Annotated in this window: 16 protein-coding genes; all 16 read right to left on the reverse strand. The window is 66.0% G+C overall.

The window, feature by feature from the left end; all coding sequences use genetic code 11:
* Window positions 1–24: 24 nt before the first annotated feature.
* The 16 genes from ACTFO6_RS01575 to ACTFO6_RS01650 all read right to left on the reverse strand — a co-directional run bounded on the left by ACTFO6_RS01575 (window position 25) and on the right by ACTFO6_RS01650 (window position 16,178).
* Window positions 25–2,448 (reverse strand): heavy metal translocating P-type ATPase, encoded by a 2,424-nt coding sequence (locus ACTFO6_RS01575; protein WP_439932677.1) that lies wholly within the window; start codon window positions 2,446–2,448, stop codon window positions 25–27.
* Window positions 2,445–3,236 carry a hypothetical protein gene (locus tag ACTFO6_RS01580; protein WP_439932678.1) on the reverse strand — a complete coding sequence of 264 codons (792 nt, stop codon included), beginning with the start codon at window positions 3,234–3,236 and terminating at the stop codon, window positions 2,445–2,447. The genes ACTFO6_RS01575 and ACTFO6_RS01580 overlap by 4 nt, the downstream gene beginning before the upstream one ends.
* Window positions 3,237–3,254: 18 nt before the next feature.
* Window positions 3,255–4,442 carry a thiolase family protein gene (locus ACTFO6_RS01585; protein WP_439932679.1) on the reverse strand — a complete coding sequence of 396 codons (1,188 nt, stop codon included), beginning with the start codon at window positions 4,440–4,442 and terminating at the stop codon, window positions 3,255–3,257.
* A 52-nt stretch (window positions 4,443–4,494) separates the two neighbouring features.
* Window positions 4,495–5,163, reverse strand: a complete 669-nt coding sequence (locus ACTFO6_RS01590; protein ID WP_439932680.1) for a methyltransferase family protein — start codon at window positions 5,161–5,163, stop codon at window positions 4,495–4,497.
* Window positions 5,160–5,369: a DUF2933 domain-containing protein gene (locus ACTFO6_RS01595; RefSeq protein WP_439932681.1), complete on the reverse strand. Its 210-nt coding sequence runs from the start codon at window positions 5,367–5,369 to the stop codon at window positions 5,160–5,162. Before ACTFO6_RS01595 ends, ACTFO6_RS01590 begins: the two co-directional genes overlap by 4 nt.
* Window positions 5,370–5,642: 273 nt before the next feature.
* Window positions 5,643–6,092 carry a hypothetical protein gene (locus tag ACTFO6_RS01600; RefSeq protein WP_439932682.1) on the reverse strand — a complete coding sequence of 150 codons (450 nt, stop codon included), beginning with the start codon at window positions 6,090–6,092 and terminating at the stop codon, window positions 5,643–5,645.
* A gap of 117 nt (window positions 6,093–6,209) precedes the next feature.
* Window positions 6,210–6,464, reverse strand: coding sequence for an SHOCT domain-containing protein (locus tag ACTFO6_RS01605; protein ID WP_439932683.1), 255 nt, complete (start codon window positions 6,462–6,464; stop codon window positions 6,210–6,212).
* 140 nt (window positions 6,465–6,604) lie between these two features.
* Window positions 6,605–8,176, reverse strand: a complete 1,572-nt coding sequence (locus ACTFO6_RS01610) for an ATP-binding protein (protein ID WP_439932684.1) — start codon at window positions 8,174–8,176, stop codon at window positions 6,605–6,607.
* Window positions 8,169–9,026: a response regulator transcription factor gene (locus ACTFO6_RS01615; RefSeq protein WP_439932685.1), complete on the reverse strand. Its 858-nt coding sequence runs from the start codon at window positions 9,024–9,026 to the stop codon at window positions 8,169–8,171. Before ACTFO6_RS01615 ends, ACTFO6_RS01610 begins: the two co-directional genes overlap by 8 nt.
* A 23-nt stretch (window positions 9,027–9,049) precedes the next feature.
* Window positions 9,050–9,397, reverse strand: a complete 348-nt coding sequence (locus ACTFO6_RS01620) for a hypothetical protein (protein WP_439932686.1) — start codon at window positions 9,395–9,397, stop codon at window positions 9,050–9,052.
* A 108-nt stretch (window positions 9,398–9,505) separates the two neighbouring features.
* A complete protein-coding gene (locus tag ACTFO6_RS01625; protein ID WP_439932687.1) occupies window positions 9,506–10,378 on the reverse strand; it encodes a class I SAM-dependent methyltransferase in 873 nt (290 codons plus the stop codon).
* Window positions 10,379–10,388: 10 nt separating this feature from the next.
* A complete protein-coding gene (locus ACTFO6_RS01630; RefSeq protein ID WP_439932688.1) occupies window positions 10,389–12,827 on the reverse strand; it encodes a heavy metal translocating P-type ATPase in 2,439 nt (812 codons plus the stop codon).
* 72 nt (window positions 12,828–12,899) lie between these two features.
* Window positions 12,900–14,573, reverse strand: coding sequence for an ABC1 kinase family protein (locus ACTFO6_RS01635; protein ID WP_439932689.1), 1,674 nt, complete (start codon window positions 14,571–14,573; stop codon window positions 12,900–12,902).
* Window positions 14,574–14,598: 25 nt separating this feature from the next.
* The gene (locus ACTFO6_RS01640) at window positions 14,599–14,958 is read right to left on the reverse strand and encodes a hypothetical protein (RefSeq protein WP_439932690.1); all 360 of its coding nucleotides are present in this window, start codon (window positions 14,956–14,958) and stop codon (window positions 14,599–14,601) included.
* A 141-nt stretch (window positions 14,959–15,099) separates the two neighbouring features.
* Complete coding sequence (locus ACTFO6_RS01645; protein WP_439932691.1) at window positions 15,100–15,678, reverse strand: hypothetical protein; 579 nt, start codon at window positions 15,676–15,678, stop codon at window positions 15,100–15,102.
* Between the two features lie 155 nt (window positions 15,679–15,833).
* On the reverse strand, window positions 15,834–16,178 hold the full coding sequence (locus tag ACTFO6_RS01650) for a hypothetical protein (protein ID WP_439932692.1): 345 nt from the start codon (window positions 16,176–16,178) through the stop codon (window positions 15,834–15,836).
* Window positions 16,179–16,235: the final 57 nt, after the last annotated feature.

The raw sequence follows: 16,235 nt of genomic DNA on the forward strand, positions 1-16,235 counted from the left end.
ATTGCATAACCCGGGTTCCGCCGCTCAACGATGCGAATGCGCGGCCGCGGTCACGGGAATCGCCGGGGCCGACGGCTCGCCGAAACCGGCCAGTTTCGCCCGCTTCAGCATGAGCGCGTTCACCGCCACGATCAGCGAGCTGCCGGACATGGCGAGGGCGGCGATCTCCGGGCTGATGGTGAGGGGATAAAAGACGCCGGCGGCGATCGGGAACGCCACCACGTTATAGCCTACCGCCCACCACAGGTTCTGGTGCATCTTGCGCAAGGTGTGGCGGGAAAGCTCGATCGCCGCGACCACGTCGTACGGGTCGCTCCTCATCAACACCACGTCGGCGCTTTCCATTGCCACGTCGGTGCCGGCGCCGATGGCGAAGCCCACGTCGGCCTGGGTGAGGGCGGGGGCGTCGTTGATCCCGTCGCCGACCATCCCCACCCGGTTGCCCTGGGCCTGGAGCTTCTTCACCTCGTCCGCCTTCTGGCCTGGCAGCACCTCGGCCAGCACGATGTCGATGCCGAGCTCCTTGGCAATACGCTCCGCGGTGGCCTGATTGTCTCCGGTCAGCATGGCGACCTTCACGCCCCGGGCGCGCAGATCCCGGACGGTCGCCGCTGCGGTGGGACGAGGCGCGTCGGCGATGGCAATGAGCCCCCACAGCTTGCCAGCCCGTGCGACGTGGACCACGGTCCGTCCGGCGCCCTGCATCTCGGAAGCCTTTGCTTCCATGCCCGCCATGTCCACGCGCTCGGCGTCCATCAGCCGCCGGTTACCGATCAGCACCGGATCGCCGTCCACCACCGCCTTGGCGCCCATGCCGTCCACGTTCGTGAATCGCCCGGCGCTCAGCGCCAAGTCGTTCTTCCCCGCGCGCTCCAGGATCGCGTGCGCAAGCGGGTGCTCGGAGTGCTTTTCCACGGCCGCGGCGAGCGAGAGCACTTCGTCCGGGGTGCGCCCCGCGGCCGCAGCGACATCGACCACCTCGGGCTTGCCTTGGGTGAGCGTGCCCGTCTTGTCGAAGATGACGACGTCGAGCTTGGTCGCGTTCTCCAGGGCCGAAGCGTTCTTGATCAGGATGCCGTGGCGCGCGCCACGCCCGGTGCCGATCATCACCGCCATCGGCGTCGCCAGACCCAGCGCATCCGGACACGCGATGACGAATACGGTGATGGTGAGCGTGAGCGCGAAGAGCAGGGACTGTCCGATCCACCAGTACCAGGCGACGAAGGTGAGGAGCCCGATCACGACCGCGATCAGCACCAGCCATTGGGACGCCTTGTCGGCGAGGAGCTGGGCCGGCGCCTTGGAGTTCTGCGCTTCCTGCACCAGCTTGACGATCTGCGCGAGCGCCGTCTCGGCGCCGACCCTGGTGGCGCGGTAACGGAAGCTGCCGCTCTTGTTGATGGTCGCGCCGGCGACCTGGCTGCCGACGCTCTTCTTCACCGGCATCGATTCGCCGGTGAGCATCGATTCGTCCACCAGGGACTCGCCCTCGATCACCTCGCCGTCCACCGGGATTTTATCGCCCGGTCGCACGACGACGATGTCGCCCACGACCACCTCGGCCGTCGGGATCTGCACCTCGCGCCCCTCCCGGACGACGTTTGCCATCGGCGGCGCGAGATCCATCAGCGCCCGGATCGCATCGTTCGCCCCCGCCCGCGCACGCATCTCCAGCCAATGACCGAGCAGGATGAAAACCAGCAGTACCGCCACCGCCTCGTAGAACTGCACGCCCTCGAAAAAGAACGTCGAGCCGACGCTGAACACGTATCCGGTGCCCACGGAAAGAACGACCAGCACCGCCATGTTGAGTACGCCGTTCCTGAGGGCGCGCCAAGCGGCGACGAAGAACGGCCAGCTCGGCCACAGCACGGCGGCGCTGGCGGGGATGAACAGCCACTGGTCCAGAGCGAGCCCGAACGGCGGCTTGAGCGGCTCGATGTCCAAACCCATGGGGGAATACGGAAGGATCAGCAGGGTGAAGGCGAACGCCACCCAGAAGCGGTTGCGCATGTCGCGCGCCATGGCCTGCATGTCGTGGCCTTCGCCGTGGCCCATCTCATGCGCCATGGCTTCCACGGCGTGCTCGGCGTGCTCGGCCACCGGCTTGGGCGGTGCAGCAGGCTCGACGTGGCGTGCATGCCCGGCGTGGGCGCCATGCCCAGGGCCCAACGCCGGCGGCGCCAGCGCAGCCGGCGACGGCGGGTCTTCAGGCTTGCACACGTGCTTGGGCACCATCTCCCCGGCGCAGTGGTAGCCGCACTCGCGCACCTTGGCCTTGATGGCCTTGAGGCTGGTTACCGTCTCGTCGTATGCCACGGTGGCGCTACCCGAGACGCAATTCACCTCGGCCCGGATCACGCCGGGCAGGCGCCTCAGTTGCTTCTCCACGCCGCGGGCGCTCAGCGCCGAGAGCAGGTCGCCAACTTCGATGACGCTGGTCTTCATACCGCTTTCCTTTCGTTGCCCAGAAATCTTCCGGACGCTTCCGCGCGTTCCTCGCGCTCGGGCGGGGACCCGAGGAACCAGATCTGAAAGAGGGAAATCAAAATCTGGGCGGCCAGAGCGAGCCCAAGCAGCGCGCCGCCGATCACGACCGTGTAGGCGTAGACCGGGTCCCACTTGGCCAGGAACCAGGAGCCGATATCGGCGAGCATGGCGGCAAACGGCAGCAGCATGAGCGTCCCGCGGAGCCAATCCGGAAGCGACGCCCGACGGAATATCATTCCCACGCCGAGAAGGAGCAGGCTGATGCCGAACAGGTGGATGTGCGAAAGCTTCACCAGCGTCCCCAGCGACTCGCCCGTATCCACCGCCGCCACCTGCCGCACCCCGTCGAAGCTGGACAGGTCGGGGACCTTTAGTCCGGATCGGGGGCTGTGGCAGGCGATGCAGTTCTTCTGCAGGATGGGCCACACGTTCTCTTTGAAGCCCTTCTCTGTGGCGCCGGACTTGAGCCAGGCGACGACATGGTGCCGCTCCTCGGGCCGCATATACCCGGCCATCGGTCCGCGGATCGCCGCTTCGAGCCGGGTGCCGCTGCGGTTACCGTAATAGTTGAACACGATGTCTTCGATCGACAGGCCGGGCTTTCCATCGTGGCCCGCATGGCTGAGGTAGAGATAGGTCATGGCCAGCAGGTAGCCGATGCCCGCCACGACCAGGAACGCGCTGTAGAGCAGCTTCTCGCTCAAGGGGCAGTCGTGGTATCCGCGCGCCGCCGAGGTCTTTGACATGGCGATCCACGCCCCGCTTCAAGCGAGCATTTCGATCGCCAGCGCGATGCCCTGGCCGCCGCCGATGCACAGCGTCACCACGCCGCGCTTGAGCCCGTCGCGCCGCATCGAGTGCAGGAGCCGCGTGGTCAGGATTGCGCCGGTCGCGCCGATCGGGTGCCCATGGGCGATGGCGCCGCCTTCCACGTTGACGATGTCTTCGGCCAGACCGAGTTCCCGCACCAGCGCGATGGCGATGGCGGCGAAGGCCTCGTTGATTTCGATGCGTTCGATGTCGCCCAGTTTCCAGCCGGCCTGGGCCAGCGCCCGGCGCATCGCGGGCACGGGGCCCAGACCGAACATGCCCGGCTCCACGGCACCGACGCCGTAGGACACGAGCCGGGCTACGGGCGCGATGCCCTTCTCCTCGGCGAACCCTCGCTCCGCCACGATCATAGCCGCCGCGCCACTGTTCAGGCCCGGGGCGTTGCCGGCGGTGATGGTGCCGTTCTTGCGGAACGCGGGCTTGAGCTTGGAAAGGGACTCCAGCGTCGTGTCCGGGCGGTTGTGCTCGTCGGTTGCGAACACCTCTGGGCCTTTCCGGCCGGGCACCTCCACGGGAACGATCTCGTCCTTGAACTTGCCCGCGGCCTGGGCGGCAGCGAAGCGGCTCTGGGAGCGCAGCGCCCAGCGGTCCTGGGCCTCGCGGCCGATGCCGGACTTCGCCGCCAGGTCCTCGGTGTGCCAGCCGGAGTGCTGGGAAGAAAAGGCGTCGTTCAGGCCGTCGTACAGCATGCTGTCGTGAATCGTGGCGTCCCCCATGCGATAGCCCCAGCGGCCATTGCTTATCAGGTAAGGCGCCTGATCCATGTTCTCCATGCCGCCGGCGATGGCGCAGCGCGCGGCGCCGGCCATGATTTCGGCGGCCGCCGAGGCGATGGCTTGGGCGCCGGAGCCGCACACGCGGTTGACGGTCATCGCCGGGACGCCGACGGGGAGCCCGGCGCTAACCGCCGCCTGGCGCGCCGGGTTCATCTTGGCGCCGGCCTGGATCACCTGACCCAATACCACCGTTTCCACCGCTTCCGGGGCAAGGCCGGCGCGGGCGAGGCTCTCGCGGATCGCCACCGCCCCGAGCTCGGCCACGGGGACCGATTTCAATGAGCCCCCGTAGGTGCCGATGGCGGTACGGACCGGGGCGCAAAGCACGACTTCTCTGTTCGGCATTTTCTGTTCTCCATGAAAAGTGACGTTTTCGAAACGGCGAAGCCAGCGCTGCTCATGGGCTTTTGCTTCCGGCCTTCAACAAACTGCCGAGCTTCGGGATGAAGGCGGGCGTGCTGTCGCGGTAGCGGGCATAAGCGTCGCCGAATTCCGCCAGCACTTCCCGTTCCTCGTGACGGGCGAGGCGCACGTACATCCATACCAGCACCGGGAACATGACAAGCGTCAGGATCGTCGGCCACTGCAAAAGGAAACCGAACATGATCAGCACGAAGGCGACGTACTGGGGATGGCGCACGTAGGCATAGGGCCCGGTGGTGGCCAGGTTGCCTGCCTGTTGGGCCTCATACAGCACCTTCCAGGCCCTCGCCAGCAGGATGAAGCCGGCGAAGATGAGGAGATTGCTGAGAATGTGGAACGGGCCGAAGTGGGGGTTGGCCTTCCAGCCGAACAGCACTTCGAGCAGATGCCCGGCATCGTGCGAGAACCAGTCGACGCCGGGATAGCGGCTCTGCAGCCAGCCCGAGAGGAAGTAGATCGTGAGCGGAAAGCCGTACATCTCGGTGAACAGCGCCACGATGAACGCCGAATACGCGCCGAACGAGCGCCAGTCGCGGCCCGTGCGCGGCTTGAAGAAACTGAAGGCGAAAATGATGAACACCAGGGAATTGATGATCACCAGCGCCCACAGGCCGTAGGCGGGCGCTGAAGCCGGTTCGGTCATGTTGTGTCTCCAGAATTCGGACCGCGGCGCGACGGCGTGTCATGCCTGTGGGAACCGTGCCCGCCGTGTCCTCTGTGCATGAAGAGATGGAGCAGCGGGCAAGCGAGCAGGATCAGAAAAGGAAGCACGCCCAGCAGGTGAGCTCGATGCTCGGTGAACAGGAAAAAGGCCGCCACGGCGATGAAGCCGAGCAGGACCCAGTTCACGCGGGACTTCCCCGTTGGCTGCGGGCTGGAGGGGTGTTCGGAAGCCATAGACATGCCTTCAGGCGGTTATTTATAGGAAGCCCGGTAATGGTGGGGAGCAGTAAAAAGGTTACCCATGAAACTTCTCAGATTCATCTAAGCTTTCTCTCTTGTTTCGCGTTCCTTGATCGAGACCACGTTCCGCGGGTGCGAGGGGCGCCGGCCGCGTGGACCCGCCGGGACGCGCCAGGTGGGCGTCCCGGCAGGGGATTTTGAAACGACGCAACGTGCCTTTCATGGTTGCCGGTATTCGAATCGAGCCTGAATCGGTCGATGGGCGCCAGGGAGCCGGATGGACAACTCGATCCGGTGAGGTCCAGGACCGGACATCCTGAAATAATTTCCGAAGCTCATCGCCTCGTTGACTTTCATCAGCTCGAGGGACTTCTCTTCCCCGGCAAGGCCGACCTCGGCGATCCGGGCCGCGACTTTTGCTTCGGTGATGCGGCGGCCAGTGGCTTTGTCGAAGAGAGTCACCACGACGTGGAAGTCCCTGGACGCTTGCGGTTTCCCGCTGTGTTCTTTCTCGTGCCCGCGCACCATCGCCGCGGGGAGAACCCCGTAGTAGATCTCGAGACCATCGGCCGTTGCGTGTTGCGGATTGTGCGCGGCGCCGGCATAGGTGGAGAGGGTGAACGCGGCGACCGCGGCCAGCACCCTCACTGGAAAAGTTGCGGGTTTCATGACGGTCCTCCTTGTTCTGACTGGCATGGCTTCGTCCCTGGATCCGTGGTTTTCCTTGATGGCGGAGCGGGCGCACCGGGCATTCGACGCCCCGCTCGCCAGCTTCCGGGATGCGGTTCAACCCGCGAGGTCGCGCTTCTTCTGCTCGAACTCCTCGCGGTCGATTTCCCCGCGGGCGTAGCGCTCCTTGAGGATATCGAGCGCGGTTTTCTCCCGCGGCGCGCTGCCGCCGCCGCTTGAAGAACCCGCCGCGATCCACTTCACCAGGATCACGATGCCGAGGATGACCAGCACCCAGAAAAGCACCATGCTGATCATGCCGAACCCCATGCCCCAGCCCCATCCGTATCCGTCGTATCCACCCCACATCATGGCTTCTCCTGCGAGTCGTTGATTCAGATTTCATTCCATGCAGCGTATCCGTGCCTGACGTTTGACCTTCCGTCCTTTCACGGAAACCTTGCTGCGCAGGCGAGCTCCGCAGCAAGGCGGGTCTTTTCGGGCATCGTCTTTTACGATGAATCGAGGTTCGCTTTCTCGATCGGAAACGGGCGCGGATCCTCCGGGCGAGCTTGCTTCACGATCCCGTGAGTTGATCCATCGGTCTGCCCGGCTATCGCAAGCTTGGGGAGGCGAAAGCGGAACACGCTGCCTTGTCCAACACGGCTTTCGACCTCGATGCTTTGACCATGGAGGTCGAGTATCCGCTTTACGATCGCGAGTCCCAGCCCGCTTCCGTCCCGGGATTCACCTGGGGTACGCCGGCCGACATAAAACTTGTCGAATATGCGGGGAAGATCCTCCGGTGCGATTCCACAACCGGTATCCGCCACTTCGATGCGGATGGCGGATCCCTCGTTCGACGCGTGTACGGCGACGCTTCCCCCGCTGGGAGTGTGCCTAATCGCGTTTTGCAACAGGTTGACCAGGACTCGCTCAATAAGCCGGGGATCGCCCACGACGTCGATTTCGCTCGCCGATGGCGCAGCTTCGAGGCGCACACCCCGCTTCGCTGCGGTGCCGCCGACCTTGTGGAGCGCCTCGCCGATCAGCTCGGAGAGGTCGAACGGCTCGCGGACGATTCGGGCATCCGGCGATTCGAGCCGGGCCAGCTCAAACAGGCGATCCACGAGGTAGCTCAAATGACCGGCCTCCTGCGCCGCGATCCCGATGTAACGCTGCCTGTCGGCTTCGGGAAGATGGGGCTTGGCGGACAGGGTCTCCAGGTAGCCCCGCAGTGACGCCAGCGGGGTGCGCAGGTCATGGGCGATATGGGTCAGGATTTCCCGCCTTACGACGTCGGTCTCCTTCAGGCGAGTCATCTGGGAGCGGATTCGTTCGGCCATCTGGGCGAAAATCTTGGAGAGATCTCCGACCTCGTCGCGGCTCCTGGGAAGGGATTTTGGGGCGCATTCGGGTCCCTCGGGGGTCGCGAGTTGCGCGTGGAGCTGGTTCATCGCGGCGACGAGGCGGCGCAAAGGGGCCGTCAATATCCGTATCAGGATCAATCCCGCGGCCGCCGCCAGGAGCGTTCCTGCAACGAGATAGAGGGCCCATTCCCGGTAGGCATGGGACCTTTTGACGCCGGCGGCTGCGGCATCCTGCTCTTCGCCCCGCAGCAGCACGTACAGAAAGACGGACCCGTTCTCCAGGCCCGGGATCCGGGCAGCGGAAAAGATCTTCGGATGGGCAGGGTCCCGCGGATCGTCAGCCAGGATCGGAAAGCGGGCGGTTCCCGCGACGAACGCGTTGAGCGGATCGATGTCGATGGTCGCGGCCATCAGGGCGTCCCCAGGGGTTGAACCCGCCAGGATCGTTCCGTCGCCGGCGACAAGGTAGACGTCGATAGATGGATTGACCGAGGTAAGCGAGCGCAGCGCGCTTTCGACCACGCTTCGGTCGCCAGATAGCGGAAGACGCCGTTCGCTGACGAGACGCTGGGCCAGTCCCGCGTTGACCTGCTGGCGCGCCTCCAGGTGATAGTGTTCGTGGTAGGCCCGCAGCACCAGCAACTCGAGCATCGCCAGGATCAGGCTGATCCCGACGATGACCGCGGCTAGTTTGCGAAAAAGCGTATTAAACAAGATCATCCTTTTCCGGATCGGCATCCGAGAATTTGTACCCCGTTCCCCATGCGGTCAGGATGTAACGGGGATTGGCGGGGTCACGCTCGATCTTGGCCCGTATGCGGTTGATGTGGGACTTGACCGTGGTGTCGTACCCCGTGTAGTCGTAACTCCACACGACATCCAAGATCTGGGCCCGGGTGAAGACGCGGCCTGGATTCCGCGCAAGGAGCAGGAGCAATTCGAATTCCTTGGGGGCCATCGGGATTTCGCGGCCGGCCACGGTGACGGTGCGCTTGAGCTCGTCGATTTCGAGCTCGCCGAATCGCAAGGGGACGGATTCGCGGCCATTGCGCGGCTGGTATATTTCGCTGCGCCGGAATATGGCCTTTACCCGAGCCATGAATTCCGCGATGCTGAAAGGCTTGGCCAGATAGTCGTCCGCCCCCGCTTCCAGCCCGGTAACGCGGTCGTCTTCTCCAGAGCGGGCAGTGAGCATGAGGATGGGGGTATAAATCCGCTCTTCGCGAAGCCGGCGGCAGACCTCAAGCCCGTCCAAGGCGGGAAGGCTCAGATCCAGCACGATCAGGTCGAAGTCTCCCGCCCGCCCCCGGGCCAGCCCGGTGGGGCCGTCGTAGGCGAGCTCCACGCGGCAACCGAAGTCTTCGAGATGAAGCTTCACCAATCGGGCGATGTTCTGATGGTCTTCGATGACCAGCACGCTGCGGGTCATCGCCTGTTCCTCTCGATCAGCCCCGGCGGTACGGGGTGCCCGCAGGGCAGGGCCGTCGTTCCACTCAGGACCGGAATGCTTCGAAATAGGCATCGGTCTGTCCGGCCCTTGGCCGCCGCGCTCCGCCGCGGCCAAGGGCTTTTTCAGGGGCGGGGCCGTCAGTTCGCCACCGGAAGCGGGTGGAACTCACCATCCGTCTGGCGCCGGAAGTGCTCGAGCTGCGGGTTTGCGACTCGTCCGCCAGCAGCCTTTGGATACCCGCCGTACGGGTGATCGCTGCCGTCGGTCTTCGAAAGCTCGTGCTCGAGGTCCTTGGCGAATTTGGCAGCCCCCAGGCCGGCGATGGGCCCCTTTTCAACGAGCCCCGGGGCGCCGATCGCGTAGGCGTTGCCGTCCGTTTTGACCCTTTCGTCATCGAGGGATGATGCCATCGCGACGCCGGTGGAGAAGGCGGCAACCAGGCCGAGGGCGGAAATCAGGCTTTTCAGGGTCGGTCTTTGCGACATGATGATACCTCCGTAAGTTGAGCTACAGTGTGCAGGGGCGCTTCGCGCACATCCGCGTTTTCGCCTGCCTGACGGTGCCCATTTTCCGCTGCATTGGTAACGAAATCGTCACGGGAAAGCGGCGTGGAAATTGCCGGGATGTCCCGCGGCCTGCAACACGGGCTTCGTCGCCGCCCAAAAGCTCAGCAACTGCGCCCGGCGCCCCAGGAGCTTCACCGGTTCGAAACCCGCTTCCTCCGCATAGCGGGGAATCAATCCCCGCAAATTGTCTGCGGTCATGGGCAGCAACAGGAACGGCCACACCGCAAGCCACCACCAGAGACCCCCCGGGCGGTCGAAATCGACGATCACCAGGCGCCCTCCGGGCTTTAGCACCCGGTAAACCTCTTTCAGCCCCATGCGTTTCACGTCTGGCGGCAAGTGATGGAGCATGAGGCTCGCCAGAACCAGGTCGAAGCTCGCGTCTGGGAAGGGCAGTCGCTCGATGGAAGCGACCCGGAACTCCGCCGCGCTCCCTTCCGACTGGGCGTTCTCCCGCGCCACGGCGATCATCGCCGGCGCGGGGTCTATTCCCACGGCGGACCCCGACGGACCGACCGCCCGCGCCGCAAGGCGGGTGAGCACCCCGGTACCGCAGCCCACGTCAAGGATCCGTTCCCCGGGTCTGGGCCCGGCGTAACGAAGCGTTTCCTCCCGGAATGGGGCGCCCAAACCGACCGCCCGGCAGTACGGGTCATAGACAGGGGCGAGCCAGTTGAGAGTCATCCCCCGCGTTCGTTGCGCTGCGTGCCGCTCAACATCGGGCAGGCGGCGGGCGACGATCAGGCCCCAGAGCATGAGCGCCGGGCACACCAGGAGCAGCGCGATCAGAAGGGCCGTCAAGAGGGTAAAGCCCCACCACATGAGCACCATGGAGACCAGCGCCAGCGCCAGAGGAGGGCAAATCCAGGCCCAGCGGTTCGCGGAAGAGCGTTTTTCCATCGGAACGCCTTCACACGCTCGCCAGCCTTGCTCTCTTGAGCAACGCCGAGTTGACGATCACCGACAAAGAGGAAAGCGCCATGGCCGCTGCCGCGATGATCGGGTTCAGGAACCCGAGAGCCGCCACCGGTATGCCTACCGTGTTATAGATGAACGCCCAGAAAAGGTTCTGCTTGATCTTGCGCATGGTCGCGCGCGCGAGCCGGATGCTCGTCACCACCTCGCGCACGTCGTCGCGCACCAGGATGATGCCGCCGGTCTCCTTGGCCACGTCCGAGCCGGAGCCGATGGCGATGCCGATGTCGGCGGCCGCGAGCGCCGGGGCGTCGTTCACCCCGTCCCCCACCATGGCGACCACCTTGCCCTGCTTCTGCAGGTCCTGGATCACGCGCGCCTTGTCGCCGGGCAGCACCTCGGCAATCACGTTCTCGATGCCGAGCTCGCGCCCGATCGCGTTGGCGGTGCGGCGGTTGTCGCCGGTGAGCAGGACCACCTCGACCTTTTCCTGCTTGAGCGCGGCGATGGCCTCCTTCGCCTCGGGCTTGAGGGTGTCCGCCACGGCGATGATGCCGGCGAGCCTGCCGTCGCAGCCCACGAGCATCGCGGTCTTGCCCTCGCCCTCCAGGCGCACCATCTCGGCCTCCGCCGCGGTGGTGTCGATGCCCGCGCGCTGGAACAGACGCCGATTGCCGAGCAGCACTTCGCGCGCACCCTCCATCCCGCTTTCCCCCACGCAGGGGGAGAGCATGGAACCCCCCTTTCCCTTGATGGGGGAGGGATGGGGAGGAGATGGCACTCTTCCGCGAATCCCGTGTCCGGGGATCGCTTCGAAATCACGAATAGGGGGAAGCGCGATATTGCGGTGCTTCGCCGCACGCACGATCGCCTCGCCGAGCGGGTGCTCCGAGCCCACCTCGACGGCGGCTGCGACCCGCAGCACCTCGGCCTCGGACAGCTCCGCGAGCGGCACGATGTCGGTCACGTTCGGCTCCCCGCGCGTGAGCGTGCCGGTCTTGTCGAACACCACGGTCGTAAGCTTCTGCGCGCGCTCGAGCACCTCGCCGCCGCGGATCAGGATGCCGGCCTCCGCGCCCCTGCCCACACCGACCATGAGCGCGGCGGGTGTCGCGATGCCGAGAGCGCACGGGCAGGCGATGATGAGCACCGCGATGAAAGCGAGCAGTCCCTGCGGGAAATTGCCCAGCATCCACCAGCCGGCGAAGGCGGCGAATGCCGTCACCACCACGGCCGGCACGAAATAGGCGGTCACCCGGTCGGCGATGCGCTGGATCGGGGCGCTCGAGGCCTGCGCTTCCTCGACCATCTTGATGATCTGGGCGAGGGCGGTGTCGGCGCCGACACGGGTCGCCTTGCAGTGCAGTAGCCCGGTGCGGTTCAGCGTCCCGCCGATCACCTCATCGCCCGGTTTCTTCTCCACCGGCATGGACTCGCCGGTCAGCATGGACTCGTCCACCGCCGAGCTGCCTTCCACCACGACGCCATCGGTCGGCACCTTCTGGCCCGGGCGGATGACGCAGACCTCGCCGACCATGACGCCCTCGGCCGGCACCTCCATCTCCTGCCCGTCGCGGATGACGCAGGCGACGGCGGGCTTGAGATCGAGGAGCTTGCGGACCGCGGCCGAGGAGCGCCTCTTGATCAGTTCTTCCATGTACTTGCCGAGCAGAACGAAGGCGATGATCACGGCTGAGACCTCGAAGTACACGTCGCGCTCCTCGACCTTCACCGGCAGCACCTCGGGGAAGAAGACCACCGCCACGCTGTAGACGTAGGCGACCGTGGTGCCGAGCGCGATCAGCGTGTCCATGTTGATCGTGCGCGTCTTGATCGCCGTCCAAGTGCCCTTGTAGAAGCCCCAGCCGCCGATGAACTGCACCGGGGTCACCAGCAGGAACAGCCACATGCCCCAGGTGAACCAGGGAAGCGCCGGGATCGGCGCCCAGGTGACGATGGTGGCGCCGGCGGCGAGCGCGATGAACGCGGCGGCGCGTAAGACAGCGAGCGCGAGCACGCCGGTGAGCGCGATCATCACCCGCGTCTTCATCGCCTTTAGCTCCTGTTCGGGCGATTCGAAGGTGCGCACGCAGTTGGCCGAGCAGAAGTAGTACGTGCGCCCGCCGCGTTCGACCTTGAGCGCCTTGTCTCTCTCCACCACCATGCCGCAGATCGGGTCCTTGGCGAGGTCCTGGGCGACTTTCGCCCTCGGCGGGGGCGCGGCGTGCACGTGCGCCTGCCCCGTGTGGCTCTGGCCTACGGCCATCTTCATGGGAATCACCTCGGCCTCGGCGTGCACATATGCCTCGGGATTCGTCTTGAACTCGTTCAGGCACTTGGCGGAGCAGAAGTAATAGCTCCTGCCCTGATAGGCGAACGAACCCGCCGCTTCCTTCTCCTGGACCGTCATGCCGCAGACAGGGTCGATCGCCATAGGAATCTCTCAATATCTCTCAATAAGTTGCGGTGGCGGGAGACTGCCGGCCGACACCCGCGCGCCGCAGTTTCAGAACTTCCCCGAACGCAGGATCGCCACCGCCCAGGCGACCCCGAGCAGCGCCGCGATGACGTAGCCGATCAGCCCGAGCAGCGGGATGCCTTCGTAGTGCGGGCCGGTGTGAAACGCCATCACGAGCGAGGAGCCGACCACGACCGCGGCGATGATCAGGCTGAAGCTCAGGCGGTTGCTCGCGCGGTCGATGTGGCGCTCGAGGCTGTCGAGCGGGTCGTGCTGGAGGCGCAGCCGCGCCTCGCCGCGGCTGACCGCGCGCAGGCCCTCGGACAGGGCCGCCGGCAGCTCGCCCGCCGCGCGACGCAGCGCGCTCAACGCGCGGTACGCCCTGGCGAGGTCGCGGCCGGCCTCGATGCCCGGCACGAGCCCGCGCAGGAGCAGGCCAGGCGCGTAGCGCTCGAACGCGGCGATCATGTCGAACTGCGGATCGAGCGTGCGCGCCACGGACTCGAGGATCATGAACACCTTCGCGACCAGCAGGGTTTCGCGCAGCAGCCGGATCTCGTAGCGGCTGCCTAGGCGGATGAACTGCTGCAGCACCTCGCCGAAGGAGGCGCCGCGGGCGGACGCCTCGTAGTAACGATCGAGCGACTCGCCGAGGTCGCGGACGAACGCGGCGCGGTCTATCCCCGCGGGCACGCCGCCCATGTCGAGATAGGTGTCGGCCAGCCACTCCGCGTCGCGCGCGACCACGGCGAGGAACAGATGCCTCAGGTTCTCCTGATCGCGCCGCGACAGCCGCCCGACGATGCCGAAGTCGTGAAAGCACAGGCGCCCGTCCGGCAGGATGAACACGTTGCCAGGGTGCGGGTCGCCGTGGAAGAAACCGTGCTCGTAGATCTGGACCAGGGTGAGGCGCGTGAGCGTCTGCGCGAGCCGGCGGCGCTCGGCGGCATCCGCGGGATACTCGGGCCCGATGCGCTGGCCGGTGCTGTGCTCCATGGTGAGCACGCGCCGGCTCGAGAGCTCCCAGAACACCTGCGGTACGTAGACCGCGGGCTCGTCGCGGAAGTCGGCGCGGAAGCGCTGCGCGTTGTGCCCCTCGCGCAGGAAATCGAGCTCGAGCGAGATGCGCTCCGCGAACTCATCGACGAGCCCCGGCGGGTCGTAGCGCCGCGCCTCGGGCACGTGCCGCGCGAGCAGCCGCGCGAGGAAGCGCAGGATCTCGACGTCCGCGCGGATGAGTTCCTCGATGCCTGGCCGCTGCACTTTCACGATCGCCGCCGTGCCGTCCCGCAGGCGCGCGTGATGCACCTGGGCGATGGAGGCGGCGGCGAGCGGCGTCTCGTCGAACGCGGCGAAGAGCTCGCTCACCGGCGCTCCGAGCTCCTCCTCGACGATGGCTCGCGCCTGCGCCGCCGGAAACGGCGGCACCCGGTCCTGCAACTGCTGCAGCTCCGCGATCACCTCTTCGGCAAACAGGTCCTGGCGCACGCTCAAGGCCTGGCCGAACTTGATGAACGTGGGCCCGAGCTCCTCGAGGGCCGCGCGGAAGCGCCGCGCGTCGCCGGCGGCCTGCGTGGCCGGGCCGCCCGGGAGCTGCGCCTTGAGGCGCAGCCGCTCCACGTAGCGCCCGAAGCCCTGCGCCGCCGCCACGCCCAAGATATGCGCCAGGCGCGGCAGCTCGCGCACCGGCAGATGCGCCGTCGCCGGCGTGGCTTCGTTCATTTGGCCCGTACCGGTGCGCACTGCCTCACCCCAGTCTCCGCCTCCAGAACCTCCATGCGCCGGCGTAGATCGCACCAAGCACAAAACCGGCGGCTGCGGAGAGGGCAAGACCAAAGGCGTAACCCAAGGGACCGCCCGTGATCGGCCAAGGGCTCGCTGGCGCGAGCCATGCAAGCAGGCCGAAAGGCGGAAACAGCGCGTCAAAGAACGCACACAGGATGTATGCGGCCGCGCCGGTCGTCGCAAACGCGAGTGCGTAGACTTTCCAGCTAGTATCGCCCACGGCTGTGTTTCCGGGGAACGTGCCTTCGGCTGCGGTTCGGGCCGGCAGCGCGCGTCGCCGCCGGCTATTGCCGCTACCATTCTTTTCCTGCTGTTTTCGCATCTTGCGGTTGCCTTATCGCCCCTCCGGGATAAATTCAGCCGGGTCCGCCGGGCAGCGGCGCAGCACTGCATTTAAGGCGCACCATGTCGCGGAGCGCGTCTTCCTCGGCGTAGGGATATGTGAGTCTTTGGGTCCAGAGGCCTATTTCTGTGCTGGCCGAGCCTGGGGCTTCAGCATCTGTTCCATCATCATCTGCATCATGTCCAGTCGTTTTTCCATCTGCTGCATGCGGTTCATCATGACCTCGGGCGCCATGCCGCCGGCCATTCCTCCCATGCCGCCCGCCATGCCTCCCATCATGCCGCCGCCCATCATGCCCATCATGGGGCACATGCCCATCATCCCGGGCCCCATCATGCCACCGGGCCCCATGCCGCCCATCATGCCCATGCCGGGAGCGGCGCCCGGGCCGCCCATCATCAAGGACTGGCCCATCATTATGTTCTCCCGCATGGTCTGCATGTGCTCCTGAAGCAGCATTTGGCGCTCCTGGGGATCCTTGGCGCGCGCGATCTTGTCGAGCTGTTCCTGCATCCTCTGGGTATTGGCTTTCATCTTTTGCACCATCTTGCCGCTGTCGGCGGCGGCCGGTGGCCCGGCCTTGTCCCCTGCGGGGGCCGCCGCTCCGGGTTTCTGGTCGGGGTGGTGCTCCTCCACGGCGAAGGCCGGGGCGGAGGCGAGGGCGACGAGGGTCATGGCGATGATCAATGGCCGTTTCATGGCATTTCCTTTCGGTTGAGAGGGTGGTTTGCTGCAATTTCGGGTAAATCCACGTGGCCCGTTTCGAAAAACGGAGCGGGGAACGCCAGTATTTGCGACGTACAGCGATCTGCCGCAACACGGTCGTGCTCGCCCCGCAAAGCGGGGCCGCGAATTCAGGCGAGGGGAGGGCGGCGAGGCTGCTCGGGAACGAACGACGAGAGGGCCCCGGGCGTTGCCGAGCCATAGACGTCCGAATCAGGAAGAGGGCAAACGACCGGCGCCGAAGGGATGGGAAAGGCGCCGGCGAGATGGTGGCAGGCCTTGAAGTGATCGCCGGGGGCGTGGCCTGCGGATGGGTCGTGGTGGCAGCCGCCGTCCCCCGCGAGCTGGGTGCTGGTATCGATGGCGGGGGGCGCGTCGTGATGCCCCCCGGCCAAAGACAGCGCTGCGGCCACGCCTTGCACCGGCAGGCTGAGGGCCAGCAGAAGCACTACGAACCGTTTGAATCGCCGCAACATGGAGTAGGTATCGAATCGATCTTGCTTTCAAGGTTAATCCAAGCCGAGCGGCGCCCT

The organism is Pelomicrobium sp. G1, assembly GCF_051905455.1.
Classification (GTDB): domain Bacteria; phylum Pseudomonadota; class Gammaproteobacteria; order Burkholderiales; family UBA6910; genus Pelomicrobium.

Coding starts and splice junctions, on each gene's coding strand:
- ACTFO6_RS01575 (WP_439932677.1), bottom strand. CDS start 2,448: ATGAAGACCAGCGTCATCGAAGTTGGCGACCTGCTCTCGGCGCTGAGC.
- ACTFO6_RS01580 (WP_439932678.1), bottom strand. CDS start 3,236: ATGTCAAAGACCTCGGCGGCGCGCGGATACCACGACTGCCCCTTGAGC.
- ACTFO6_RS01585 (WP_439932679.1), bottom strand. CDS start 4,442: ATGCCGAACAGAGAAGTCGTGCTTTGCGCCCCGGTCCGTACCGCCATC.
- ACTFO6_RS01590 (WP_439932680.1), bottom strand. CDS start 5,163: ATGACCGAACCGGCTTCAGCGCCCGCCTACGGCCTGTGGGCGCTGGTG.
- ACTFO6_RS01600 (WP_439932682.1), bottom strand. CDS start 6,092: ATGAAACCCGCAACTTTTCCAGTGAGGGTGCTGGCCGCGGTCGCCGCG.
- ACTFO6_RS01605 (WP_439932683.1), bottom strand. CDS start 6,464: ATGATGTGGGGTGGATACGACGGATACGGATGGGGCTGGGGCATGGGG.
- ACTFO6_RS01620 (WP_439932686.1), bottom strand. CDS start 9,397: ATGTCGCAAAGACCGACCCTGAAAAGCCTGATTTCCGCCCTCGGCCTG.
- ACTFO6_RS01625 (WP_439932687.1), bottom strand. CDS start 10,378: ATGGAAAAACGCTCTTCCGCGAACCGCTGGGCCTGGATTTGCCCTCCT.
- ACTFO6_RS01630 (WP_439932688.1), bottom strand. CDS start 12,827: ATGGCGATCGACCCTGTCTGCGGCATGACGGTCCAGGAGAAGGAAGCG.
- ACTFO6_RS01635 (WP_439932689.1), bottom strand. CDS start 14,573: ATGAACGAAGCCACGCCGGCGACGGCGCATCTGCCGGTGCGCGAGCTG.
- ACTFO6_RS01640 (WP_439932690.1), bottom strand. CDS start 14,958: ATGCGAAAACAGCAGGAAAAGAATGGTAGCGGCAATAGCCGGCGGCGA.
- ACTFO6_RS01645 (WP_439932691.1), bottom strand. CDS start 15,678: ATGAAACGGCCATTGATCATCGCCATGACCCTCGTCGCCCTCGCCTCC.
- ACTFO6_RS01650 (WP_439932692.1), bottom strand. CDS start 16,178: ATGTTGCGGCGATTCAAACGGTTCGTAGTGCTTCTGCTGGCCCTCAGC.